The 24783-nt window shown below is 35.3% G+C and carries 15 protein-coding genes; 13 read left to right on the top strand and 2 right to left on the bottom strand.

Translation table 11 applies throughout. The features are described 5' to 3' along the window. Position 1: 1 nt before the first annotated feature. From ABD940_RS07475 to ABD940_RS07415, 13 genes are all read left to right on the top strand, one after another. The gene (locus ABD940_RS07475; protein ID WP_345201758.1) at positions 2-1324 is read left to right on the top strand and encodes a rhamnogalacturonan acetylesterase; all 1323 of its coding nucleotides are present in this window, start codon (positions 2-4) and stop codon (positions 1322-1324) included. Positions 1325-1441: 117 nt separating this feature from the next. After that, the gene (locus tag ABD940_RS07470) at positions 1442-4213 is read left to right on the top strand and encodes a glycosyl hydrolase (RefSeq protein ID WP_345201756.1); all 2772 of its coding nucleotides are present in this window, start codon (positions 1442-1444) and stop codon (positions 4211-4213) included. A gap of 140 nt (positions 4214-4353) precedes the next feature. After that, positions 4354-5157 carry a DUF4350 domain-containing protein gene (locus ABD940_RS07465; RefSeq protein ID WP_345201753.1) on the top strand — a complete coding sequence of 268 codons (804 nt, stop codon included), beginning with the start codon at positions 4354-4356 and terminating at the stop codon, positions 5155-5157. A gap of 307 nt (positions 5158-5464) precedes the next feature. Beyond that, the gene (locus tag ABD940_RS07460) at positions 5465-7345 is read left to right on the top strand and encodes a rhamnogalacturonan lyase (protein WP_345201751.1); all 1881 of its coding nucleotides are present in this window, start codon (positions 5465-5467) and stop codon (positions 7343-7345) included. A 10-nt stretch (positions 7346-7355) separates the two neighbouring features. Then, positions 7356-8132 carry a rhamnogalacturonan acetylesterase gene (locus ABD940_RS07455; RefSeq protein ID WP_345201748.1) on the top strand — a complete coding sequence of 259 codons (777 nt, stop codon included), beginning with the start codon at positions 7356-7358 and terminating at the stop codon, positions 8130-8132. Between the two features lie 5 nt (positions 8133-8137). Further along, positions 8138-9295, top strand: coding sequence for a glycoside hydrolase family 88/105 protein (locus ABD940_RS07450; RefSeq protein ID WP_345201746.1), 1158 nt, complete (start codon positions 8138-8140; stop codon positions 9293-9295). 576 nt (positions 9296-9871) lie between these two features. Further along, positions 9872-10960, top strand: coding sequence for an L-rhamnose/proton symporter RhaT (rhaT, locus tag ABD940_RS07445; RefSeq protein WP_345201743.1), 1089 nt, complete (start codon positions 9872-9874; stop codon positions 10958-10960). 357 nt (positions 10961-11317) lie between these two features. After that, complete coding sequence (locus ABD940_RS07440; RefSeq protein ID WP_345201741.1) at positions 11318-14356, top strand: SusC/RagA family TonB-linked outer membrane protein; 3039 nt, start codon at positions 11318-11320, stop codon at positions 14354-14356. Positions 14357-14366: 10 nt separating this feature from the next. Further along, positions 14367-16424 (top strand): RagB/SusD family nutrient uptake outer membrane protein, encoded by a 2058-nt coding sequence (locus ABD940_RS07435; protein WP_345201739.1) that lies wholly within the window; start codon positions 14367-14369, stop codon positions 16422-16424. Between the two features lie 318 nt (positions 16425-16742). After that, positions 16743-18845, top strand: a complete 2103-nt coding sequence (locus ABD940_RS07430; RefSeq protein ID WP_345201735.1) for a bifunctional aldolase/short-chain dehydrogenase — start codon at positions 16743-16745, stop codon at positions 18843-18845. A gap of 90 nt (positions 18846-18935) precedes the next feature. Then, a complete protein-coding gene (locus tag ABD940_RS07425; protein WP_345201728.1) occupies positions 18936-20216 on the top strand; it encodes a sugar isomerase in 1281 nt (426 codons plus the stop codon). A 264-nt stretch (positions 20217-20480) separates the two neighbouring features. Beyond that, complete coding sequence (locus tag ABD940_RS07420; RefSeq protein ID WP_345201724.1) at positions 20481-21866, top strand: FGGY-family carbohydrate kinase; 1386 nt, start codon at positions 20481-20483, stop codon at positions 21864-21866. A 3-nt stretch (positions 21867-21869) separates the two neighbouring features. Then, a complete protein-coding gene (locus tag ABD940_RS07415; protein WP_345201722.1) occupies positions 21870-23021 on the top strand; it encodes an alpha-hydroxy acid oxidase in 1152 nt (383 codons plus the stop codon). A gap of 148 nt (positions 23022-23169) precedes the next feature. Here ABD940_RS07415 and ABD940_RS07410 read toward each other — a convergent pair whose 3' ends face one another. Next, on the bottom strand, positions 23170-23589 hold the full coding sequence (locus ABD940_RS07410) for a nuclear transport factor 2 family protein (RefSeq protein ID WP_345201719.1): 420 nt from the start codon (positions 23587-23589) through the stop codon (positions 23170-23172). Between the two features lie 124 nt (positions 23590-23713). Further along, positions 23714-24760, bottom strand: coding sequence for a GntR family transcriptional regulator (locus ABD940_RS07405; protein WP_345201716.1), 1047 nt, complete (start codon positions 24758-24760; stop codon positions 23714-23716). Positions 24761-24783 lie beyond the last annotated feature (23 nt).

Raw genomic sequence — 24783 nt, 5'->3', positions numbered from 1 at the left:
TATGAAAAAAGGACTGTCATTTTTAATACTATTTATCTGTTCATTTTATTTTGGACAGCAAACCAGTTTCAAATTTGATTTTGGCAGAGACAGAGTGGAAAAAGGTTTCATTCTGATTAATTCAACTTCAAAATTTGACAAGAAGGTCGGATACGGTTTTATGGATATTTCTGGTTTGAAATCTGTTGACAACGGTGGAAATGCTTTGACAGGAGATTTTATCACAAGCGACAAACCTTTCTATTTTTCGGTTGCGATTCCTGAAGGAAATTATGATGTTAAACTGAATTTAGGCGATACAAAAGGTATTTCGGAAACAACAGTTCGTGTAGAAAACCGTCGATTGATGTTAAGTGATATTAAAACAAAACAGGGCGAAGTTGTCGAAAAACAAATCACAGTTCATGTAAAAGACAGCATTATTAGAAATCAAAACGGAGAAAAAATCGGAATTGTAAAATTAAAACCAAGAGAAACAAAATATTTACATTGGGATAATTTGTTGACGATTGAATTTAATGATAAAGCTCCGAAAGTGTGTTCAGTCATCATTCAACCTAACAAAACGGCGAAAACTATTTATTTAACAGGAGATTCTACCGTTGTCGATGCGCAATACGAACCTTGGGCTTCTTGGGGACAAATGCTGCCATACTTTTTCGTTCCAAATGAAGTTGTGATTGCTAATTATGCCGAAAGCGGAGAAACTTTAAAAGCCTTCGAAGACCGTCATCGAATCGACAAAATCTGGAATAAATTGAAAGCTGGAGATTATTTATTTATCCAATTTGGACATAACGACCAAAAAGCAGGAAACAGCACAAAATCAGGTTACAGAAAAAGATTGACTGAATGGATTCACAAAGCAAAACAATTGGGAGCAATTCCGGTTTTGGTTACCTCGATGAACCGCAGAGTTTTTGATGAAAACAATAAAATTGTTAATACGTTGGATGACTTTCCTGATGCGATGCGAGAAATTGCAAAAGAAGAAAAAGTTGATTTAATAGATTTAAATGTATTAAGCAAAACATTGTTCGAAGCAATGGGGCAGGAAAAGGCGAAGAAAGCATTTGTTCATTATCCTGCAAACGCTTATCCAAACCAACCGAATGCTTTGGCAGACGACACACATTTTAATCCTTACGGAGCTTATGAGTTGGCGAAATGTGTCGTGAAATCTATCGTTGACCAAAATTTACCTTTGAAGAAATTTGTTTCAAAAAATTATAAAGATTTTAACCCAAATAAACCCGATGATGTAGAAAAATTCCACTGGCCGGAATCTGTTTTTATGGAATCTCTAAAACCTGATGGAAATTAAAAATCTTTGATTTTTTAGAACTAATGTGTTCTTCTAAGCAGTCGAATCATTTTCTTAAAATATCCAATGTATTAAAAAACTTTTGTGCCTTTTGTGGTTAAATTTAAAGTTGAAAAAATGAAAATTAAAAATATAGTCAAACTAAGCGTTCTCTGTTTTGCCTTCGGAAATCTTTCCGCACAAAATCCGTGGCCAAAAGCGACCAACACCGCTCAACCTTGGACTCGTTGGTGGTGGATGGGAAGTGCCGTTGACGAAAAAGGTCTGGACAAACAATTAACAACCCTTTCCAAAGCAGGTTTCGGGGGAGTTGAAATAGTCCCGATTTACGGAGCGAAAGGGTTTGAAAACAAATATATCAATTACCTTTCTCCGGAATGGATGAAAATGTTGCAATTCACTACAGATAAAGCTAAAAGCTTGAAAATGGGTGTAGATATGGCGGTCGGAACAGGCTGGCCAATTGGAGGTCCACAAGTTAATGAAAATGATGCTGCAACAAAAATGATTGTTCAGACTTATGACATTCAGCCGAATGAAAAATTTTCTGAAAAGATTGTTTTAAAAGACGAAAAACAGAAGAATTTAAAAACCACAAAACTTGACATCGTTACAGCTTACAACGAGAAAAATGAAGCAATTGTTTTAACGGATAAAGTGACTCAAGATGGAACTTTAAACTGGAAACTGACCTCTGGAAAATGGACAATCTACGCAGTTTTTATCGGTAAAACTTTACAGAAAGTGAAACGTGCGGCTCCTGGTGGCGATGGCTACACTTTAGACCATTTTTCTCCCGATGCGACGAAGGATTATCTGAAAACTTTTGATAAGGCTTTCGGAAATTCAAACTATGGAGTTCGCTCGTTTTTCAATGATAGTTATGAAGTTTATGGCGCAGACTGGACTGCCAATTTTAAAGAAGAATTTAAGAAAAGAAGAGGGTACGATGTAAGTCAGTACATCAAATATCTGGTGAGCGATGATGAAAGTGAAATCGCCGGAAGAATAAAATCAGATTACCGCGAAACAATGAGTGAACTGATTCTGAATAATTTCACGGATAATTTCACGAATTGGGCACATTCCAAAAACTCCAAAAATATCAATCAGGCACACGGTTCTCCGGGGAATTTATTGGATTTATACGCTGCAGTTGATATTCCTGAATCTGAAACTTTTGGAAGTACAAAATTTGATATTCAAGGGTTAAGAAGAAATCTGGAAGATATTAATACAAAGGAAGTTCCCGATATTAATATGCTTAAATTTGCTTCTTCGGCAGCAAACATTACCGGAAAACCTTTGATTTCCAATGAGTCTTTTACTTGGCTCACAGAACATTTCAAAACGTCTTGGTCACAGGTAAAACCTGAAGCCGAACAGATTTTTCTGTCAGGAATCAACCATATTTTTTACCACGGAACGACTTACACGCCCGCTGATGTTCAGTTTCCAGGGTGGTTGTTTTATGCTTCGACGAATTTTGTTCCAGAAAATTCTTTGTGGCCAAATATTAAAGGTTTAAATTCTTACATTGAGCGAACTCAATCTGTTTTGCAAAGTGGAAAATCAGACAATGAAATCCTAATGTACTGGCCAGTATATGACCAATGGGCGAGTCCGAAAGGGAAAGATATGGCGTTTAAAATTCATAATATTGAAAAGTGGCTTCATCCGACTGTTTTTTATGAAAACCTTGAGAAATTAGGAAAATCCGGATATTCTCTGGATATGATTTCGGATAAAATGATTGGTGAAGCGAAGTTTGAAAATCAAAATATTCAGGTTTCTAAAAGTGGCGGTTCTTACAAGGTTTTAATTATTCCTCAACTGAATTATTTTTCTGAATCAACCCTAAAAAATATTTTAGACTTAGCTCAAAATGGAGCTTCTGTGATTTTCCAAAGTGAACCGAAAGACGTTCAGGGATTTTTTGAATTTGAAAAAAGAAGAAACGAATTACAATCTTTGTGGGCTAAAATTCCTTTTCAGCAAGAAAGAAATTTAAAATCAGCAACGTTTGGGAAAGGAAAAATAGTCTTAAGTTCTGACGTCGAAAAAGCTTTGGAATATTTAAAAATCGAAAGAGAAAAATTAACAGATACAGGATTAAAATTTGTCAGAAGAAAGTTCGATGGTGGAAAATATTATTACATCGTTAATCATACTTCGAAGGAAATCAATCAAAATATTCCTTTGAATTTTATAGGAAAACAAATGGCGCTGATGAATCCTGAAAATGGTGATTTTGGAGTTGCCGAAACACAAAACAATTCGGTAAAAGTTCAACTAAAATCAGGAGAATCTTTAATTATAAAAGCTTCAGAAACTCCAGATAGTTCAATTTCAAAATGGAAATATATTGAAAAAACGGAAGCTCCGATTGTTTTAAACCAACCTTGGCAACTGACTTTCAAAGAAGGCGGTCCCGAACTTCCGAAATCAAAAACTTTAGACAAACTTCAACCTTGGACGAATTTTACAGAAGATGCTTCAACGGAGAGTTTTTCAGGAACAGGAATTTATACAACTTCATTTAAATTAAATAAAAAAGCCGACGATTTTGTACTGAAATTCGACAAATTATATGAAAGTGCAAAAGTCATTATCAACGGACAAGATGCAGGTATTGTCTGGAGTCTTCCGTTTGAAATCAATGTCGGAAAATATTTGAAAAAAGGAAAAAATACCATTCAGATTGAGGTTTCAAACCTGACGGCGAACCGAATCCGTTATATGGACCAAAATAAAATCCAGTGGCGAAATTACCACGAAATTAATTTTGTAAATATCGACTACAAGCCGTTCGACGCTTCCAACTGGAAAGTACAACCTTCAGGTTTGGATGGCGAAATTCAATTAATTCCTGTATATTTCTCAAAATAATTTTAAAACGGGAATTAATCAATAGAGACACTTCGACAAGCTCAGTGTGACATCTCTAATAATAAATGTTATATTTAGCGTTGTCATCCTGAGCTTGTCGAAGGATTGTCGAAGCCTTTTAGAAATAAAAATAAAAATTTATGAATAAAAATATCGTAAAAACATTAGCATTAGGAACGCTCCTTACATTCGGATTTTCCAATGCTCAAAACAAACCGAAAGTCGTTTTAGACAACTTTTTCAACAACGAGAAAAAGGAAAATAAAGAAACCAAAGTCCTAGAATCTTGGCATTACACGTGGAACGACACTTCCAACGGCGGATTTTCTTTGCTGGGCGAAATCTTCCAAAAACAAGGCGCAGAAATCAGCACTTTGACGACTGCTCCTTCCAAAAAAGATTTAAAAAAAGCCAATATCTACATCATCGTTGATGCCGATATCGACAAAGAAGCTTACGGCGGAAAAGCCAATCTTATCGATGACAATTCCATCAAAAACCTTACAGAATGGGTGAAAAAAGGCGGTGTTTTGGTTTTGATGAGCAACGACAATGGCAATTCTGAGTTTGAACATTTCAATAAATTGGCGGGAGAATTCGGGATTCATTTTAATGATGACAGTTATAACCGCGTTCAGAAAAGAGAATTTGAGCAAGGAAAAGTGATGGTTCCGGCTGGAAATGAGATTTTCTCCGAGCAAAAATTATATATGAAAGAAGTGGCGACAATTTCCGTGAAAAGTCCTGCTAAAGAATTGCTTATGGCAGAAGGCAAGAACATCGGAGCGATTGCAAAAGTCGGCAAGGGAACCGTTTTCGCATTAGGCGACCCGTGGTGCTACAACGAATATATCGACGGCAAAAAACTTCCTGCAGATTTCACCAATTATCAGGGAACTGAAGAATGGGTAAAGTGGTTGCTGAAGCAGGTTTCCAAAAAATAAACCAATCTGTGCAATCGATTGAAGTTGTGTAATTAGAATTATTTGACTGCGTCGAACCACTTTGTTAGGTTTGGGCAGCTTTTTGCGCCCTCCGTTCCCGCTTTTTTGTCTCCGCTTTGCTGCGACAAAAAGAGCTCCACTCAGGTCGGGCTGCGAGCGATTCAATGCAAAAATCCTTGTCAAGGTTCAAAACCTTGACAAGGATTGGAATCAAGAAAGACTAAAATCAATAGGAATGGGCTTTAGCCCGTTTAAAAAGATGAGGTTTCAAATTCGGCTTTAGCCAAAACTTATAAAAACAAGATTTATGAAAATCAAATATATCTTCATTACATCAGCCATTTTTCTTTCGCAAACCTTCTTTGCACAAAGACAAATGGAACACCTGAAAAGAGGGATCGTTGCCATTTCTGCAGATTCGGGCGTTTTTATAAGTTGGCGATTATTGGGAACCGAAGCTCAGAATACGCATTTTGATTTATACCGCACAGAAAATAATCAGACCAAAAAGCTGAATGAAAAACCTCTACTCAACGAAACCAATTTTTTAGACAAAACCGCTGACAAAGGGAAGAATTATACCTATTTCGTAAAATCAAATACGCAAAATCAAGACATAGACCAAGATTTTGCAAAATATACAGCGAATCAAAAACCCTATTTTTCAATTCCGTTGAAAACACCTGAAGGTTATACTCCGAATGATGCTTCAGTTGCTGATTTGGACGGAGATGGTGAATACGAAATCATCCTTCATCAAACGGGAAGATCAAAAGATAACAGTCAGAAAGGAGAAACTGATCCGCCAATCATTCAAGCTTATAAATTGGATGGACAGTTTTTATGGGAAATTAATTTAGGCAAAAATATCAGAGAAGGAGCGCATTATACGCAGTTTTTAGTCTATGATTTAGATCAAGACGGAAAAGCGGAAATCGTAATGAAAACTGCCGACGGAAGCAAAGATGGTAAAGGGAAATTCATTGGAGATCCAACCAAAAATTATGTCAACGAAAACGGAATGATTCTTTCAGGATCGGAATTTTTAACTGTTTTTGACGGACAAACCGGAGCGGAAATTAATACAGTAAATTATCAGGTTCCAAGATTTGCAGGAAGTTTGAATCCGACCAACGAAGAAATGACCGAAACTTGGGGCGATGCAAAAGGAAACCGAATCGATAGATTTCTGGGAGCAGTTGCTTACCTCGACGGAAAAACTCCGAGTGTGATTATGTCGAGAGGTTATTACACGAGAACTGCGATTGCAGCTTGGGATTTTAAAGATAAAAAACTTAGTCTTCGTTGGCTTTTTGACACCGAAAGTTCGGAAGAAAACAAACAATATCGTGGACAGGGAAATCATAATCTGAGTATTGCCGATGTTGATAATGACGGAAAAGACGAAATCGTTTACGGAGCAATGACAGTTGATGATGACGGAAAAGTATTGAACAGCACAGGTTACGGTCACGGTGATGCGTTGCACGTTGGAGATTTAAATCCGTCAAATCCGGGATTGGAAATTTTTGATATTCAGGAGAGATTTGATGATGCGGGAGCACATTTCAGAGATGGTAAGACAGGAAAAGTTTTGTGGAAACTGCCTTCTTTAGAATACAGCTCAAAAAGTAAATTTCAGGGACCGGGAAGAGGTTTATCTTTAAATATTGATCCCCGTTACGAAGGTTCAGAATGTTGGGCAGCAGGAGCAGGAGTGAAAGGACTTTATGATGCGAAAGGAAAAAAGATTAGTGATAAAAACCCAGCCGTTAATATGGGAATTTATTGGGATGGAGACTTTTTAAACGAAATTTTAGATGGAACAGTTATTTCAAAATGGGATTGGAAAAATTCAAAATCGAATGTCATATTTGATGCAAAAGATTTCCAATGCGAATCAAATAACGGGACTAAGAAAAATCCATCTTTGGTAGCAGATTTATTTGGAGATTGGCGCGAAGAAGTGATGTACAGAACAGCCGATAATCAGGAATTGAGAATTTTTTCTACAACACTTCCGACGAATCACAGGTTGTACACTTTGATGCATAATCCGCAATATCGTATGAGTATTGTTTGGCAAAATGTGGGTTACAATCAGCCTCCGCATACAGATTATTATTTGGATGAATCGGTGAAAGAAATTCCAAAACCTAATATTATTACAGTAAATCTCAATAAATAAAAACCATTTAATGAAAATTAAGTTTATTATTCCGCTTCTTGTATTAGTTGTATTTTTAGGAGTTTCATTTCAGGAGCTTCAAGACAAACCTGTTCTTTATATTATCGGTGATTCTACGGTTCAAAATGGTTCCGGAAAAGGAGCTGATTCACTTTGGGGATGGGGAAGTTTTATGGATTTGTTTTTAAATAAAAATAAAATTGACATTCAAAATCACGCAAAAGGAGGTAGAAGTAGCCGAACTTTTGTTACGGAAGGAAGATGGGATTCTATTATGAAAACCATTAAAAAAGGCGATTATGTTTTGATGCAGTTTGGGCATAATGATGGTGGAGAATTGGCGGATACTTTGAGAGCGAGAGGTACGATCAAAGGAATCGGAAATGAAACAAAAGATATTTACAATCCTATCCGAAAAGTAAATGAAACTGTTTATACTTACGGTTATTATATGAGGAAATATACGAATGAGGCAAAATCTAAAGGTGCTATTCCTATTATTGTGTCACCAATTCCAAGAAATCAATTTGATGAAAAAGGTAAAATAGAAAAAGATCAGTACGGAGTTTGGGCTGAAGAAGTAGCGAAGCAGACAGGTGCTTATTTCATTGATTTAAATCAAATGGTTATCAATGAATATCAAAAAATGGGAGCTGAAAAAGTGAAAGCTTTCTTTCCAAAAGATCACACTCATACAAACAAAGATGGAGCTATTCTCAATACAGAATTAGTCATTAAAGGAATTAAAGGATTAAAAGGTTGTGAACTGAAAAACTATATAAAATAAATATTATGAAAAAACTATTAACAGCAAGCTTTTTTGCATTAATTATAGGAGGAACCACTTCCTGTCTGGCTCAAAAGCAAGTCACGAAAAAAGTTAATCTTCCCAATAAAAAAGAAGTGTTAGAAGTTGCAGAACGGGCTAATAAATATTTTATGAATAAATGGCCTGATCCGGGAAAAGAGATTGTCGGGAAAAAAGTCTGGCCGAGTAATCTTTGGACGAGAGCTGTTTATTATGAAGGCTTAATTGCACTTTATAAAATAGATCCTAAAAAAGAATATTACAATTATGCTATTGACTGGTCACAAAAACATAATTGGGACATGATGCGCGACACTTATACCAGAAATGCAGACAATCAGGCTTGTAGCCAAACCTATTTGGATCTTTACGAAATCGACGGTAAAAAAAATCCTGAGAGAATAAAATTTGTAAAACTTTCTATGGATAGCATGATTGCTTCCAAAAAATCGGACGATTGGTGGTGGATCGATGCTTTGCAAATGGGAATGCCAATTTTCACGAAACTTGGCAGAATTACGGGTGAACAAAAGTACTTTGATAAAAATTACGAAATGTATGCTTTTACAAAATATAAGCATGGAGGAAATGGCTTGTACAACCCAGAAGATAAACTTTGGTGGAGAGATAAAAGTTTTGTTCCGCCTTATAAAGAACCGAATGGTGAAGATTGTTACTGGAGTCGCGGAAACGGTTGGGTAGTTGCTGCTTTAGCACGTACTCTGGAAGATACTCCAAAATCAGATCCTCATTACAAGGAATATTTGCAGGATTATAAGGATTTGTTGTCGGCTTTAGTTCCGCTGCAGAGGGAAGATGGCTTTTGGAATGTAAGTTTACATGATCCGACAAATTTCGGAGGAAAAGAAATGACGGGAACAGCTCTTTTCGTTTACGGAATGTCTTACGGAATGAATAAAGGATTGATTGACAAAAAAATATATTTACCGATTGTCATTAAAGCTTGGAATGCAATTGTAAAAGATTCTGTTCAGCCGAATGGATTTTTGGGTTGGGTTCAGGGAACAGGAAAAGAACCCAAAGACGGGCAACCACTTTCTATAAGTAAAGAGCCTGATTTTGAAGATTATGGATTAGGCTGTCTGTTGCTTGCAGCGAGTGAAGTTTATAAGTTAAAATAATTTTATAAAGCATTTTGATAAAAATTCAGAGACTAAATATTTTTAATATTTGGTCTTTGTTTTGTTTAAGGCGAGTACTTTTGTTATGAATTTGCTTAAACTTTTTGAAGTTTTATAATCTGTTGATTTTTTTAGGAGCTTTTTCCCGCTTTCTGCTATATCTTTTTTGTTACGGGTTCCGCTTCGCTCCACCCGCAACAAAAAAGGATGCCGCGACAATCGGGGCTAGGATTGCAGCCAATTTGTTAAACATTAGACAATATTAGACAGAGAATAAAAATTCAGAGCAGAAAATGGTTGAACAAATTCTATAAATAAAAGCAGAACTAGACAAAAAACTAGCTTGAAAATATTTAAGATTAAGATAGAAATAACAATTCTGCATTTATTTTTGAAAAAAGAAAGGGATCTAAAACTTAACCAAATCACCCACAACTATCAATAAAAAAGGAAGTTACAATATTTGTGTGAAATCTTTAAAAAATTCTTATTTTTTCAGAGATTTAGGCATGACACTACAAGATGCGCAATCGATTTCATATAATTAATTTTCAAACTCAAACCATAAGATAAATTATGAATGCATTATTAGGAATTTTGTTCCATTTCTTAGGCGGATTTTCTTCAGGAAGTTTTTATCTACCATACAAAAAAGTAAGAGGATGGTCTTGGGAAACATTTTGGTTGATTGGAGGAGTTTTCTCCTGGATCATTGTTCCGCCGCTTGCCGCATTTTTGACTATTCCTAATTTTTGGGAAATTATACAAAATGAAGCATCTTCTATTTTAGGATTAACATTCTTGTTTGGCGCTTTGTGGGGAATTGGCGGATTTACATATGGTTTAGGCGTTCGCTATTTAGGTGTGGCGCTTGGAAGCAGTATTATTTTAGGGCTTTGTATGGTATTTGGATCGCTGGTTCCTTCTATTTATTATGAATTTTCTCCTCAGACAGGAAAAGACAATATAGGTTTGCTGCTTACCAATAAATGGGGGCAAATGGTTTTATTGGGACTTTTAGTTTGCGTTGTCGGAATTATCATTAGCGGAAAAGCAGGAATGATGAAAGAAAAAGAACTCCAAACCAACTCAATAGATCCGCATGGAACGGAGGTGAAAACAGAATATAAATTTGGATTGGGATTAATTGTTTCTATTATTTCAGGTGTTCTAAGTGCTTGTTTCAATTTTGGACTGGAAGCAGGAAAACCGATGGCAGTTATAGCCAATGAAGCTTGGAAAGTTGCAAATCCCGGACAGGGAGAATTTCTTTTTCAGAATAATGTTACCTATGTCGTTGTACTTTGGGGCGGAATGGCAACGAATTTGGTTGGCTGTCTCTATTTATCTATTAAGAATAAATCTTACTCAGATTATACCAAAAGAAATGTACCTGTTGTAAAAAATATTATTTTTTGCGCGCTTGCAGGAACAATGTGGTTTTTACAGTTTTTCTTTTACGGAATGGGAGAAAGTAAGATGGGGAACGGAGCCAGTTCGTGGATATTACACATGGCCTTTATCATTTTGATTGCTAATTTATGGGGCGTCATTATCAAAGAATGGAAAGGTGTTTCTAAGAAAACCATTTCTACAATCACGATTGGAATGATTATAATGTTTGTTTCTATTTTGATTGTTGGTTATGGAAATTCTTTAAGATAGATCTTTTCTAGTAAAATTTACAATACTTTTTTATTCATTCATATAGTTTCAGAGTTAGAATTTTAACTCTCCAAAGGCAGTGATTTTTTTCAGCTGCCTTTTTTATATTAATGAAATCTTCTTTTTTGAAAATAATATTAACAAACGTGAAAAGATGGTTTTGAGAATTAATATAGATTTTAAATTATATTTAGTTTATATAAACAAATTATTATAGTTTTCAATTTTTAAATAAAATATTCCTATTTAATTAAGATAAATTATGAAAATTAAGATGCAGGATATTGCAGGATGCCGAAATTTCTATAACAGTGTACATTGGCTAAATAAAAATTTAATGTTACTAAAACTTAATATATGTCTTTAAAAATTACAAACAAGAATTTAAAGCCATTAATTGCACCTTTATTTCTGCTTGCGTCTGGTTTTGTCTTTGGGCAAACAGTTAAGGATTCTGCAAAAACGAAAGAAATTGAAGAGGTTGTTGTTATTGGCTACGGAACAGTAAAAAAATCAGATTTAACTGGATCCGTATCTTCTGTATCTGCAAAAGATTTAGCCGCAACACCAGCAATGAATGCTTTACAGGCTTTACAGGGTAGAGCAGCCGGACTGAATATTGTCACGGCAGGAGGTGCTCCTGGAGCGGGTGCCAATGTAACCATTCGTGGTGGTGCTTCTATCACTCAGGGTACAGATCCATTATATATTGTAGATGGTTTCCAGTTGGATAATGCATTGAATATTATCAATCCTAATGATATTGAAAGTATTGATGTATTAAAAGGGGCTTCAGCCATCGCAATCTACGGTTCGCGTGGTTCTAACGGTATCATAATAATTAAAACTAAAAGCGGTAAGAAGGGAAAGGTTACGGTTAATTATAACTCTTTTATGAGTTTTGATATGCTGTCTAAGAAACTGGATATGCTTTCCAATTCAGAAGATTATGTGAAATATCAGTATGAGTTAGCACAACTCGGAGGGAAAGCAGCACAGTGGAGTAATGTTTATGATAACAGTTTGGGAACAGATTCTCCGGGATTTTATACAGGGGTATATAGCAGGATCAACAGTCGTTACGCATCTGCTCCTTCATTGGATTGGCAGGATAAGGTATTTGGCGGAACAGGGTTGACTCAAAACCAAAACTTCAATATTTCTGCGGGTAGTGAGAAAACTCAGGTGTTTATCAGTTATAATTATAATAAACAACAAGGTATTCTTGCCAATCATGATGAAACCCGCAACTCTTTGCGTGCAAATATCAAATCCGAACTTTATAAAGGAGTAAGAGTAGATTTTGGTTCAATGTTCACTTCTAATTCTGTGAATGGAGGAGGATCGTTCGGTGGAATGAAGAAAGTACTTCTACAGCCTATCAATGGTGGAACCAAATTTTCATTAGATCAATTATACAATACGCAAACCTTTGGTGATTTTTCTGCTTATGATTCTTCTTATGATACAGAAAACCCTTATATAGAAAATAATGCTTCTACAGCTAATAAACGTTCACGTTCATTTGTAGCCAATGTTGGTTTGGAAATTGATTTCCTGAAAGATTTCACATTCAGAACTGCGGGACAATATACCTTTAACAACAGCAAATCAACTGCATTTTCTGATGAAAACTCCAAAGCATTCCTAACAGATCCTGTAAATACAGGAATCAATGGAAGCATAAGCAATGCCGAATCTTACAGTTATCAGATTACTAATACAGTAACTTATAATAAAACTCTTGCTGAAAAACATAAGATTACTGCTCTTGCCGGTACGGAAGCAATATATGGAAAATCTGAAGGAAACACTATTTCATTAAGTAAATTCCCTCCATTTGTAAACTTTGGTCTGGATCAAATCGATAATGCTACAGTAAGAGATAAAAGTGTAGACAAACCAGCTCCGGTAACTCTGCTTTCTTACTTTGGACGTGTAAACTATTCTTACGATAACCGATATCTATTAACAGGTACAATACGTCGTGACGGATCTTCTAAGTTTTATCGTGATAACCAATATGGGACGTTTCTTTCTGGAGCTGCTGCATGGCGCGTTTCTCAGGAAGGATTCTGGAAAGACCATAAGATTAATAATATTATCAACGATTTGAAATTAAGGTTTGAATATGGGGAAACTGGAAACAATGATGTTCCAAGCAACTTGTGGAGAACCAATGTCATACTTACAGACTATCCTTTGAATAATACAATAGGTAATCCGGCTTATGTAACCAGCTCAACTTACGGTAATATCGATCTACAATGGGAAGCTATGAAATCGACTAATATTGGGATAGACTTAGCATTTTTCAATAATAGAATAAAACTAACATCAGAATATTATAAAAATGATGTGACCAACATGATATTATTAACCATACTCCCAGCTCATACAGGTTATTCAAACCAATATCAGAATGTTGGAACTATGACTAATAAAGGATACGAATTTACACTTAACACAGTCAATTTAAAATCAGAGAAATTCAGATGGACGACAGACGCTAATATTGGTTTTAATAAGTCTAAAGTGACTTCTCTTGAAAATGGAAGAGACTTCAGAACATTCACAGTAGGAAGTAACAGAGGTGGTCAGGTAACTTATTATGCCACTGTAGGAGAACAGTTAGGAGATATGTACGGATATGTTTATCAAGGAATCTACACGACTGATGATTTTACCCAAGCACCAAACGGAACATTGACGCTAAAACCTGGCGTGGTAAAACCAGCAACAGGAACTCCAAAACCAGGAGATATGAAATTTGCTGCTGATAACGAAGCAGGAGATCAGTTTACAAGAAAATTGGTAAAAATAGGAAATGGTACGCCAGATTTTATTGGGGGTATCAGTAATAACTTTTCTTACAAAGGTTTTGATTTGTCAGTATTTATGAAATTCAGCGTTGGTGGAGATATTTATAATGCTACCAAACAAAGTTTGAGTCCGTATGCACTGTATCAGAATACACCTTCAGAATTTGGAAATAATTACTATCATTTGATTGATCCTAATACAGGACAAGCAACTACTAATTTAGTAAGATTAAAAGAACTTAACCCTAATGAAAGTTCAAGTCTTTGGAGCTTAAGCAATACAAATACTGCCAACATTACTTATCCTTCTTCATATTATGTGGAAGATGGATCTTATCTTAGAATTGCTCAGTTAACTCTTGGGTATAGTTTGAATAGAGAATTCCTAGAAAAAATTTCAGTAACTAATGCACGTATTTATTTTACAGTTAATAACTTAGCTACAATTACCGGTTACTCTGGCTATGACCCGGAAGTAGCAGCAGCAACAGGTGTTTCGATAACACCAGGATATGATAGCTCTGCCTACCCCCGTTCAAGAAGTTATGTTCTTGGTATCAATTTAACTTTTTAATATTTAGATCATGAAAAATATAATTAAATCCACATTTATAAAAGGCTTAGTAGTAATTCCATCATTTTTTATCGCCTCATTGAGTATTAATTCATGCAGTAATGATTTTCTAAATCAGCCATCAACTAATACATCTGATACAGAATCGGTGTTTCAAAGTTTGGATACTGCAGATATTTATGTTCAAGGTTGTTACAGAGGTATAGTTCCTACTGAAATGTATTATCAATTAGGAGCTGGTGATACAGTGGTTCACTCTGCTGAAGATGGCACAACAAATAATTCCAAATACAATATTTGTAATTATTTCTATGATGCAAAAACACCTTATACACTTACAGGGGTCTATTCAGTAATGTATGCATCTATAGAGAGAACTAATATCGCGATCAGCGGATTAAGCAAGATGCCTGTTAGTGCAAAACGTAATGCATTATTAGCAGAAGTAAAGGCTCTTCGTGCATTTTGTTATTATAATTTAATCAGAGTTTACGGAGATGTTCCAGCAGTTTGGATTCCATTAGTAGAAGCAGATCCTAATGATCCTAATACTTTATATCCAAAACGTACTTCCCGTGATATAATTTACGATCGTATCATCGCTGATATGCAGGAATCGGTAAATGATTTACCGACTACCGGAACAAATGAGCGCTTAAAAAAAGCTTCGGGTAATGCTTTGCTGGCGAGAATTGCTTTGTATGCAGCAGGCTATTCTCTTAGATGGGATCTTAACACCGGAGCAGCAGGAACAATGTCTCGTCGTCCTGACAATACAAGAGTTCAGCAATTGTATCAAATTGCAGATGCAGCAGCTGCGGCTGTAATCAATGGTGGTACAAATAGTTTGGTACAGGCTCAAAGTGGCAAAAGTGGTTTTGAAGCTTTATGGTTCAATTTCTGTCAAAGAAAATATGGAGTAAGCGATCCGGAGATGCTTTGGCACATAGCAGAATATGGACCGAATACAAACTCATCCTTTGGTGTTTATGCTATGGAAGGATCTCGTGGCGGTACATATGGTTCACGTAAAGCATTACAGTTTATTTTGCCAAGTTATTATCTGTCATTTAATTCTGGTGATACACGTAGAGATGTTTCTTGTACTTCATACAGTATTTATTTCTTAAATGCTGGTGCAGCAACAGATACTTGGGTGAATGTAGGAACTACCTATTCATGTATCTTACCAGGTAAATTCAGAATGGGATGGGGCGTTGCTCCACAAGCTGCAGATGCCCGTAATCTAAACATTCCGATTATTAGATATGCAGATGTTTTATTAATGTATGCAGAAACTCAAAATTATTTAAATGGTGGACCTACTGGTGCTGCAACAGCAGCGTTGATGCAGGTGAGAAACCGTGCTGGAATCGGATCTTTAGCTGCCCCAAGTGGTCAACAGGCATTTGAAAGTGCTATTGTTCAAGAACGTAAGTGGGAATTTGCTGGAGAATTCAATCTTCGTACTGATTTAATAAGAATGAATCGTATTGCTAGCGAAATTGAAGCTACAAAACAGGCAATGAAAAACTTATCAAATAAAACCGGAGCTTACGCAAATACAGTTGCATTGCGTCTTTATAAATTTGAAAAAAATGCACAGGTTTACGGAGATCCGTTTTTAGCACTTAAATATATTGATATAACGAGTCCTGCAGAAATTGCAACCGTTCAAAATGTGCCTACGGCTGCTGCAAATTATGCTGCTTATCAAACTGCTTTGGCAAGTATAGTTACAGCACACGGACAAACGGTAGCTGCTGGTGACAAATGGTATCCTACTAAGATGTTTGAAGCCTATACAAGTACTTTTAATGGAAATGCAAGAAAGGCTGTAGGATTTACAGGAGGTTTCAACGCAATTCAAGTTGGAGCAATTATATATACTAAACCAACCGGTTCTGCTGAAAACGGAGGAACTTATCCAAACTGGATCGAAGGTGGTGGAGAAGGTCTTTTCTACGGGTTTGTGCCAAATAAAACAGAGTTGCTTCCTTTTGCTTCTGCTTCTGCTGGTCATCCTTTAGTCGATAATCCTAATCTGACTCAACTTCCGGGGTATTAATTAATAACCAAATTAAATTTATTTTAAACATTGAGAAATTTTCAGTTTATTAAGAAAATAATCACATAAACATTTTAAAAGTGTTTTAATATTTTTCTTTAATTAACCTTTAAGTTTTTCAATGTTTAAAATTTATAAGTCACACAATCATAAAATATTAATCATAAATAACTCCAAGAAGATTGATATAAAGTTGAATTTAGTTAAAATTTTTAACGTTAATTCTTCTTTAAATAAGGCATTTACCAGTATAGTACGGGATGCTGTAAAAAATATAACAATCTAATTTTGGGTAAAATTCAGAAATATAAGTAAACAATGGAAAAAGTAAAAACATTCAAATATGTAGACTATTTATGGGATGAAAACAAAGCAGCTTCTTTTGGAGATGATCAGGTTGCTTTATTTTTATACAGATCAAACATTTTAGGGGCAGATTTAAGAATTACCAATTACGGAGGAGGAAATACCAGTTGCAAAACCATTGAAAAAGATCCATTGACCAACGAAGAAGTTGAGGTAATGTGGGTAAAAGGTTCAGGTGGCGACATCGGAACTTTAACCAGAAAAGGAATCGCAGGTTTGTACACAGATAGACTTCGTAATCTTAAAAATGTTTATCAGGGCTTAGCAGATGAAGATAGAATGGTAGGATTGTTCAATCACTGTATTTTCGATTTGGATAGCAAAGCGCCTTCTATTGATACACCTCTTCATGGTTTACTTCCATTCAAACATATCGATCACCTTCATCCGGATGCTTTGATTGCTGTTGCTGCGGCAAAAGACAGTGAGGCAATCACTAAAGAAATCTGGGGAGATACAATGGGTTGGGTTCCTTGGCAACGTCCTGGTTTCGATTTAGGATTACAATTGGAAAAATGTTTAAACGATAATCCTGGAATCAGAGGAATTGTTTTAGGCAGTCACGGATTATTTACTTGGGGAGACACTTCTTATGAATGTTATATCAACAGTTTAGAAGTAATAGAAACTGCTTCAGAATATATCGCTAAAAAAATCGTAGAGAACGGACAGGTTTTTGGTGGTCAGAAAGTGGAATCTCTTCCTGCTGATGAACGTAAAAACAAAGCTGCTCAGATTATGCCTTTATTAAGAGGTTTAGCTTCTTCCGAAAGCAGAATGGTTGGTCATTTTACGGACAGCGATGTGGTTTTGGAATACATCAATAGTAATGATCTTGAACGTTTGGCGCCATTAGGAACATCTTGTCCGGATCATTTCTTAAGAACAAAGATTCAGCCTTTGGTTTTGACTTTAGATAAAAATGAAGATTTAAGCGATTCTAAAGCTATTTTAGATAAATTAAATCCTCTTTTCGAACAATACAGACAAGAATATAAAGAATATTACGAGACTTGCAAACATCCAAACAGTCCTGCAATGCGTGATCCGAATCCTGTGATCATCATTTACCCAGGGGTTGGAATGTTTAGTTTCTCAAAAGATAAGCAAACGACTCGTGTTGCAAGTGAATTTTATGTAAATGCAATCAATGTGATGCGTGGAGCAGAAGCAATTTCTGAATACACTTCTTTACCAAGACAGGAAGCATTCGACATCGAATATTGGTTATTGGAAGAAGCAAAACTTCAGAGAATGCCTAAAGAAAAACCACTTTCAAGAAAAATTGCTGTTGTAACCGGAGCCGGAGGTGGAATCGGACAGGCAATTGCTGACAAAATGGTTCAGGAAGGTGCAGTCGTTGTTTTCACAGATTTAAATCAGGAAGCTGTAGACTCAGTTACTGCAAAATACAGTAAAGATCAGGCGGTAGCTATTCCTTGTGACGTGACAAGTGAAGAAGCGATTGGCAATGCTTTTAAAGAAACTGTTTTAGCTTTTGGTGGAGTAGATATTATCGTTCACTCAGCAGGTTTGGCAATTTCTAAATCTTTGGAAGATACTACAGCAAAAGACTGGGATTTATTAGAAAATGTCTTGGTAAAAGGACAGTTTTTGATGGCAAAAAGTGGTGTTGAAATCATTAAAAAGCAAGGTTTAGGAGGAGATATCGTCAATATTGCAAGTAAAAATGGCTTGGTTGCAGGACCAAACAATGTCGCTTACGGAACTGCAAAAGCAGCTCAACAACATATGACAAGATTATTGGCAGCGGAATTGGCAGCTGATAAAATTAGAGTCAACGTTGTAAATCCTGATGGAGTTATCGTAGGAAGTAAAATTTGGGAAGGTTCTTGGGCAGAAGGCCGTGCAAAAGCCAACGGAATTTCTGTTGAAGAATTACCTGCATTTTACGCAAAAAGAAATTTATTAAACGAAATTATTCTTCCTGAAGATATTGCCAACGGAGTTTTTGCTTGTGTTGCGATCTTAGATAAAAGTACAGGAAATATCATTAATGTAGACGGAGGTATGGCAAATGCTTTTCCGAGATAAAATTTTAATGCTGAAAAAGAATTATTTAATTTGTTAAATTGAAGGCTTGCTTTCTGTGAGCTTTCAATTTTAAATATTTAAAATCAAATCATGATTATAGGAAAAGATATTATAGAACAGTACAATAAAAATGAGGTTGAAAATTTTAATATAGATTATGATTTTCTACAAAATAAATTAACAAGATCGGGAGCAAATGTTGCTGAAATTGTCAACAAAATTGCCGAATTTCAGGTGGCAATTCCAAGTTGGGCTTTAGGAGCTGGAGGAACTCGTTTCGGAAGATTTTCTTACGGAGGAGAACCTTCTTCTTTAGAACAAAAATTAGATGATGTTGGTTTAATTCATGCCTTAACACATTCTGCAGGAGCGATTTCATTACATATTCCTTGGGATATTCCGAGTGATGTGGCGGCGATTAAAGAAAAAGCAGTTTCCCACGGATTGATTTTTGACGCTATGAATTCCAACACTTTTCAGGATCAGCCGGGAGCAAAACAATCTTATAAATTTGGTTCTTTGAATGCTGCAAATGAAGATTCGAGAGCCTACGCCGTAGAACACAATAAAGAGGTAATCAGAATCGGAAAAGAATTAGGTTCAAAAAGCTTAACCGTTTGGTTAGCGGATGGAGCAAGTTTTCCGGGACAGTTGAATTTCCAGACCGCTTTGTCAAAAACTGAACAAAGTTTAAAAGAAATCTACGCAGGAATGCCGGATGACTGGAAATTATTCATCGAATATAAACCTTACGAACCGAATTTCTATTCAACGACAATCCAGGATTGGGGAACGTCTTTCATGTTGGCAAATGCTTGTGGTGAAAGAGCTTATACGTTGGTAGATCTAGGTCATCATTTGCCTAATTCAAATATCGAACAAATCGTTGCAACCTTAATGTACAAAGGAAAATTAGGTGGTTTCCACTTCAACGACAGCAAATATGGCGATGATGATTTAACAGTTGGATCAATTAAACCTTACGCTTTGTTCTTGATTTTTAATGAATTGGTGTACGGAATTGAAAATAATCCAAACAACCCTTATCCTGCTTGGATGATTGATGCAAGTCACAACATCAAAGATCCGTTGGAAGATCTGATTCAGTCTTTGGAAGCGATTTTAATTGCTTATGCTCAGGCTCTTTTAGTAGATCAAAAAGCATTGAAAGATGCTCAATTGAATAACGATGTCGTTCGTGCGCAGGAAATTTTACAGAACGCATACAGAACAGATGTTCGCCCATTATTAAAAGCTGCAAGATTACAGACAGGTGCAGCATTAGACCCAATCGCTGCTTATAGAAACCTTAAAGTAAGAGAGAATTTAATTTCTGAAAGAGGTTTAAATGTAAAAGCAACAGGGTTATAAAACCTGTTTTTAAATTAGATAATTTCGACTTTCAAGTGCAATCGAAAGTTTTAAATTATATGTATCCTTATATTTTTAATCATTAAGGTTGAAAGTGTTTAGATGGTTAAGATTTTAAGCATTGCTACGTAAGAAATCATGTGGATTATTTCTTATTTTTCTTAATATCTAAACACTCCTTAATGGTGTTAAAAATTTAAATAGTTACAAATTATATTAAAAAACTAATTTCCATTCCATTATAAAATTTAATTCATCGCAAGAATGTCTAAGAAAAAGGTAACCATAGTATTTGATATTGGAAAGACCAATAAAAAGTTCTTTTTATTTGATAAAAATTATCAGGAAGTCGTTCGGGAATATACAGAATTACCGCTCACCACTGATGAAGATGGTTATCCGACGGAAGACCTTCCGGCATTACAAAACTGGATCAAAGATAATTTTAATGCCATTCTCGATGATGAAAATTATGAAGTAAGAGCAATTAATTTTTCTACTTACGGAGCAAGTTTTGTGCATCTTGATCAGAAAGGAAATGTTCTGACGCCTTTGTACAATTATACCAAACCGATGGATCAGGAAATTCTTGATCTATTTTACGAAAAACATGGAGGAAAACTAAAAATTGCCCGTGAAACAGCTTCACCTCAAGCTGGAATGCTAAACTCAGGGTTGCAATTATTTTGGTTAAAATATAAGCACCCGGAAGTTTTCAAAAAAATTCGATATAGTCTTCATTTACCACAATATCTGTCGTATTTATTTACAGGAATTTGTGTGTCTGAATTTACTTCAATCGGTTGTCATACGAATTTGTGGGACTACGACAAAGCGGATTATCACGATTGGGTTTATGAAGAAGAAATTGATGCTTTATTACCACCAATTGTACCAACTTCTGCAAGTATAAATACTTCTTACAGAAATAAAAAAATTAAAATCGGTGTCGGAATTCATGACAGTTCTTCAGCACTTTTACCTTATATTTTAAGTAAAAAAGAACCATTTTTGCTACTTTCAACAGGAACATGGAGTATTTCTTTAAATCCATTTAATGATGAAAGTTTAACCGATGAAGACATTGAAAACAACTGTCTGAATTATATGCGAATCGATGGAAAACGTGTAAAAGCATCCCGCTTTTTCATGGGTAATGAATATAAAATTCAGGTTGAAAAACTTTGCGCTTATTATGGAAAAGAATATGGTTTTCATAGAGAAGTGCGGTTTGATCAGGATTTATATTTGCGTTTAATGAAAAATAAAAATATCTATTTCCGTTTTGAAGGGATTATTTTAAAACGAAAAATGATTACTGTGACAGATTTAAATTCATTCGCAACTTTCGAAGAAGCCTATCATCAGTTAATGATCGAATTGATGGATTTACAGATTCATACCATCAAAAATGCTATTGGAAACTCAGCTATCGAAACCATTTATATCGACGGCGGATTCACAGATAATGATGTTTTTATGAAACTCATGTCGCATCATTTTCAGCACTACAGTGTGATGTCTACACATTCTCCGCTGGGTTCTGCTTTGGGAGCTTCAATGGTGATTTCCAATAAAAAAATAGACGAAACTTTTTTACAGCAGCATTATCAGATGAAAGTGCTTCAACCATTAATTCTTAATTATTAAAACATGGCATTTCCATTTGATACAAAATATGCTTCGCTCGAATTATTAATTGAAAGAGCGCAAAAAAGGATGCCCCGTTTCGCTTTTGAATATTTGGATGGTGGCTGTAATGAAAATATAAATAGAGACAGAAATACAAATGAACTGAGAGATATTCTGCTTCGTCCACGTTACCTGAATAATAATTATGCGGAAGCCAATATGGAAACAGAATTATTTGGTGTAAAATATTCCGCGCCTTTCGGAATTTCTCCAGTTGGTTTACAAGGTTTGATGTGGCCCAATGCTCCAGAAATTTTAGCAAAAGCAGCTTTTAAACATAATATTCCATTTATTTTAAGTACAGTTACAACAAGCAGTATCGAAAGAATTGCTGAATTGACGGAAGGAAAAGCTTGGTATCAGTTGTATCATCCGAGAGAAGAGTGGTTAAGAGACGATATTCTTGACCGTTGTGAAGCTTCAGGATATGATGTTTTGTGCGTGTTATCAGATGTTCCTACTTTTGGGTACAGAGCCAAAGAAATCAGGAATGGTTTGGCGATGCCTCCGCAACTGAATTTCAGAAATGTTTCTCAGGCTTTGGCAAAACCTCAATGGTGTCTTGAAATGTTGAAACACGGTGTTCCAAGTTTTAAAACAATGGAAAAATATATGGATAAAAACATGAACGTGAAACAACTCGGGCAGTTCATGAATTCTACTTTTTCAGGAAGATTAAATTCAGACAGAATAAAAGCCATCCGTGATAAATGGAAAGGAAAATTGGTCATCAAAGGCGTTGCTTCTGATGAAGACGCAGCAGAAGCAGTACGCTTAGGTTTTGATGGAATGATTATTTCCAATCACGGCGGGAGACAGCTTGATGCAGGAGAATCTACGATTGCAGTAGTAAAAGATATCAGCGAAAAATACAAAGGTCAGATCAAAATTATGATGGACAGCGGAGTAAGAACCGGTCCTGATGTTGCCCGAGCTTTGAGCTGTGGCGCTGAATTTACCTTTATGGGAAGAACTTTTATGTATGCAGTCGGAGCTTTGGGAGAAAAAGGAGGCGATCATGTTATTGAAATGCTTAAAATGCAGTTCAGACAGGTGATGGAACAGGTTTGTTGTGAAAAGCCAGAGGAATTACAGAATTTTAGAGTAAAATAACCTTTTAGGTTTACAATCAATAGGAACGGGCTTTAGCCCGTTTTTTTATTGTGCTCATTTTGATTAGCTTTAGCCAAAATCGACAATTTCAAAATAAAAAATTCGCAAAGTTTATTTGCGAATTCTCATTTATTATATTTTTGATAGATTATTTTTTCTTTTCAGATTTAACCGCTTGTCTGGCTAATAATTTCCAGTCGTTTTTTATTTTAACCCAAACCAATAATATATCTAAAGTTACATCACCCGGAGTTTTTCCTGCATCAGCAGTTGTTGCATAAAAATGATGACGCAAAATCGCTGTATTCCCAACGATATTGATATTTTGATTAGTAATATCAATCGTCACAAAATCTGATTTTTTACTGACTAACTTCTCAACAAATTCGGTTGCGTCATCTATATTACCTCCAGAATGTCCATAGGTTAATTCTGGTAAGATCAATGATTCCAATGCCGGTTTTTCTCCGCTAATCATGGCTAATCTCAACTTTTCAGCTGCAGCAGTAACTGCATCTTTATCATTCATTTTCTGTCCTGAAACGGCAATAACCATGAAAAAACTCATGGCAAAAATTAACTTTTTAATCATAATTAAATAAAATATTTTTTGAGTAATAAATTTTTAAAGAAAATGCAATCGATTGCATTTGTTGATGTTTAAAATAAATTTTGTTTAAAGTAAATAATAATTACAACGAATCTCTCTGAATAAATTTAAAAACATTATTTACCTGTTCTTTTTTATTTTTCAAAATCATATAAGCCGCAGATTCTCCCATTGCTTTAAAATCTGTCGTAATTACAGTAATTCCGAGCAATTCTTTTAATGGGGTTTCATTATAGGAAATAATTCCGATGTCTTCACCGAGTTTCAGATTTTTCTGTCTGATCTGTTTTACCAAATTCACCAGATCACGCTCTCTTATTGTAATGAAAATATCTTTATCCTGTAATTCCATGTCGGGATAAATCTCATCAAGAATTTCATAATCAAGCTTAAAATCTTTACAAAACTTCTCAAAACCGCGTGCAATACGGAAAGGATAGGGATGAATATCTTTGTCCGGATAAACCAAAATGATCTTTTCGTACTTCTGAATTTTGTCTAAACCTTCTTTCAGAGCATTATAGATATCATGTTCAAAATCCTGAAAAATAGAGCCATACTCTCCTGAAATATTAGGTTTTGTGTTATCAAGCATTAACAGCTTATTCTTTGGAATCTTCTCGATAATGTCAATCACTTCCTGCGTGGAGCTTGTATGTTTTGATTGTTCATCACGAAAATGGGGCATAATTACATAATAATCAAACCCACCAAGATTCTTTTTTAAAGAATTGATAAAAAGTGTTTCATCGCAGTGATAAATATACATTTCAACATTTCCGTGACTTCCGATTGCATTTACAAAATAATCATAAATCATCATTTTATAAGTACTCGGTTTGTTGATCAAAAAGAAAATATTAATACTGTCATTCTTATTGATGCGTGAAATGTAGTAACCTTTTCCTTTTACAGATTCAATGATCTGCCTTTTTCGAAGCTCTTTGTAAGCTTTTTCTACAGTATCTCTTGAAAGGAAACAAGATTCGCTAAGTTCATTGATAGAAGGAATCTTTTCTCCGATTTTAATTTCTCCACCGTCAATTCCGTTCAGAATAGAATCTACGATCTGTTTGTATTTAGGAACTCTGGAGTGTTCATTAATGTTTATTTCAAACGTTTCTGCCATGGCTTTTGGATACGGGATATTAT

This window comes from Chryseobacterium ginsengisoli (assembly GCF_039542325.1).
In the GTDB taxonomy this organism is placed as follows: Bacteria; Bacteroidota; Bacteroidia; order Flavobacteriales; family Weeksellaceae; genus Chryseobacterium; species Chryseobacterium ginsengisoli.
This window is presented reverse-complemented; position numbering and strand designations above follow the sequence as displayed.

Coding starts and splice junctions, on each gene's coding strand:
- ABD940_RS07475 (WP_345201758.1), top strand. CDS start 2: ATGAAAAAAGGACTGTCATTTTTAATACTATTTATCTGTTCATTTTAT.
- ABD940_RS07470 (WP_345201756.1), top strand. CDS start 1,442: ATGAAAATTAAAAATATAGTCAAACTAAGCGTTCTCTGTTTTGCCTTC.
- ABD940_RS07465 (WP_345201753.1), top strand. CDS start 4,354: ATGAATAAAAATATCGTAAAAACATTAGCATTAGGAACGCTCCTTACA.
- ABD940_RS07460 (WP_345201751.1), top strand. CDS start 5,465: ATGAAAATCAAATATATCTTCATTACATCAGCCATTTTTCTTTCGCAA.
- ABD940_RS07455 (WP_345201748.1), top strand. CDS start 7,356: ATGAAAATTAAGTTTATTATTCCGCTTCTTGTATTAGTTGTATTTTTA.
- ABD940_RS07450 (WP_345201746.1), top strand. CDS start 8,138: ATGAAAAAACTATTAACAGCAAGCTTTTTTGCATTAATTATAGGAGGA.
- rhaT (WP_345201743.1), top strand. CDS start 9,872: ATGAATGCATTATTAGGAATTTTGTTCCATTTCTTAGGCGGATTTTCT.
- ABD940_RS07440 (WP_345201741.1), top strand. CDS start 11,318: ATGTCTTTAAAAATTACAAACAAGAATTTAAAGCCATTAATTGCACCT.
- ABD940_RS07435 (WP_345201739.1), top strand. CDS start 14,367: ATGAAAAATATAATTAAATCCACATTTATAAAAGGCTTAGTAGTAATT.
- ABD940_RS07430 (WP_345201735.1), top strand. CDS start 16,743: ATGGAAAAAGTAAAAACATTCAAATATGTAGACTATTTATGGGATGAA.
- ABD940_RS07425 (WP_345201728.1), top strand. CDS start 18,936: ATGATTATAGGAAAAGATATTATAGAACAGTACAATAAAAATGAGGTT.
- ABD940_RS07420 (WP_345201724.1), top strand. CDS start 20,481: ATGTCTAAGAAAAAGGTAACCATAGTATTTGATATTGGAAAGACCAAT.
- ABD940_RS07415 (WP_345201722.1), top strand. CDS start 21,870: ATGGCATTTCCATTTGATACAAAATATGCTTCGCTCGAATTATTAATT.
- ABD940_RS07410 (WP_345201719.1), bottom strand. CDS start 23,589: ATGAGTTTTTTCATGGTTATTGCCGTTTCAGGACAGAAAATGAATGAT.
- ABD940_RS07405 (WP_345201716.1), bottom strand. CDS start 24,760: ATGGCAGAAACGTTTGAAATAAACATTAATGAACACTCCAGAGTTCCT.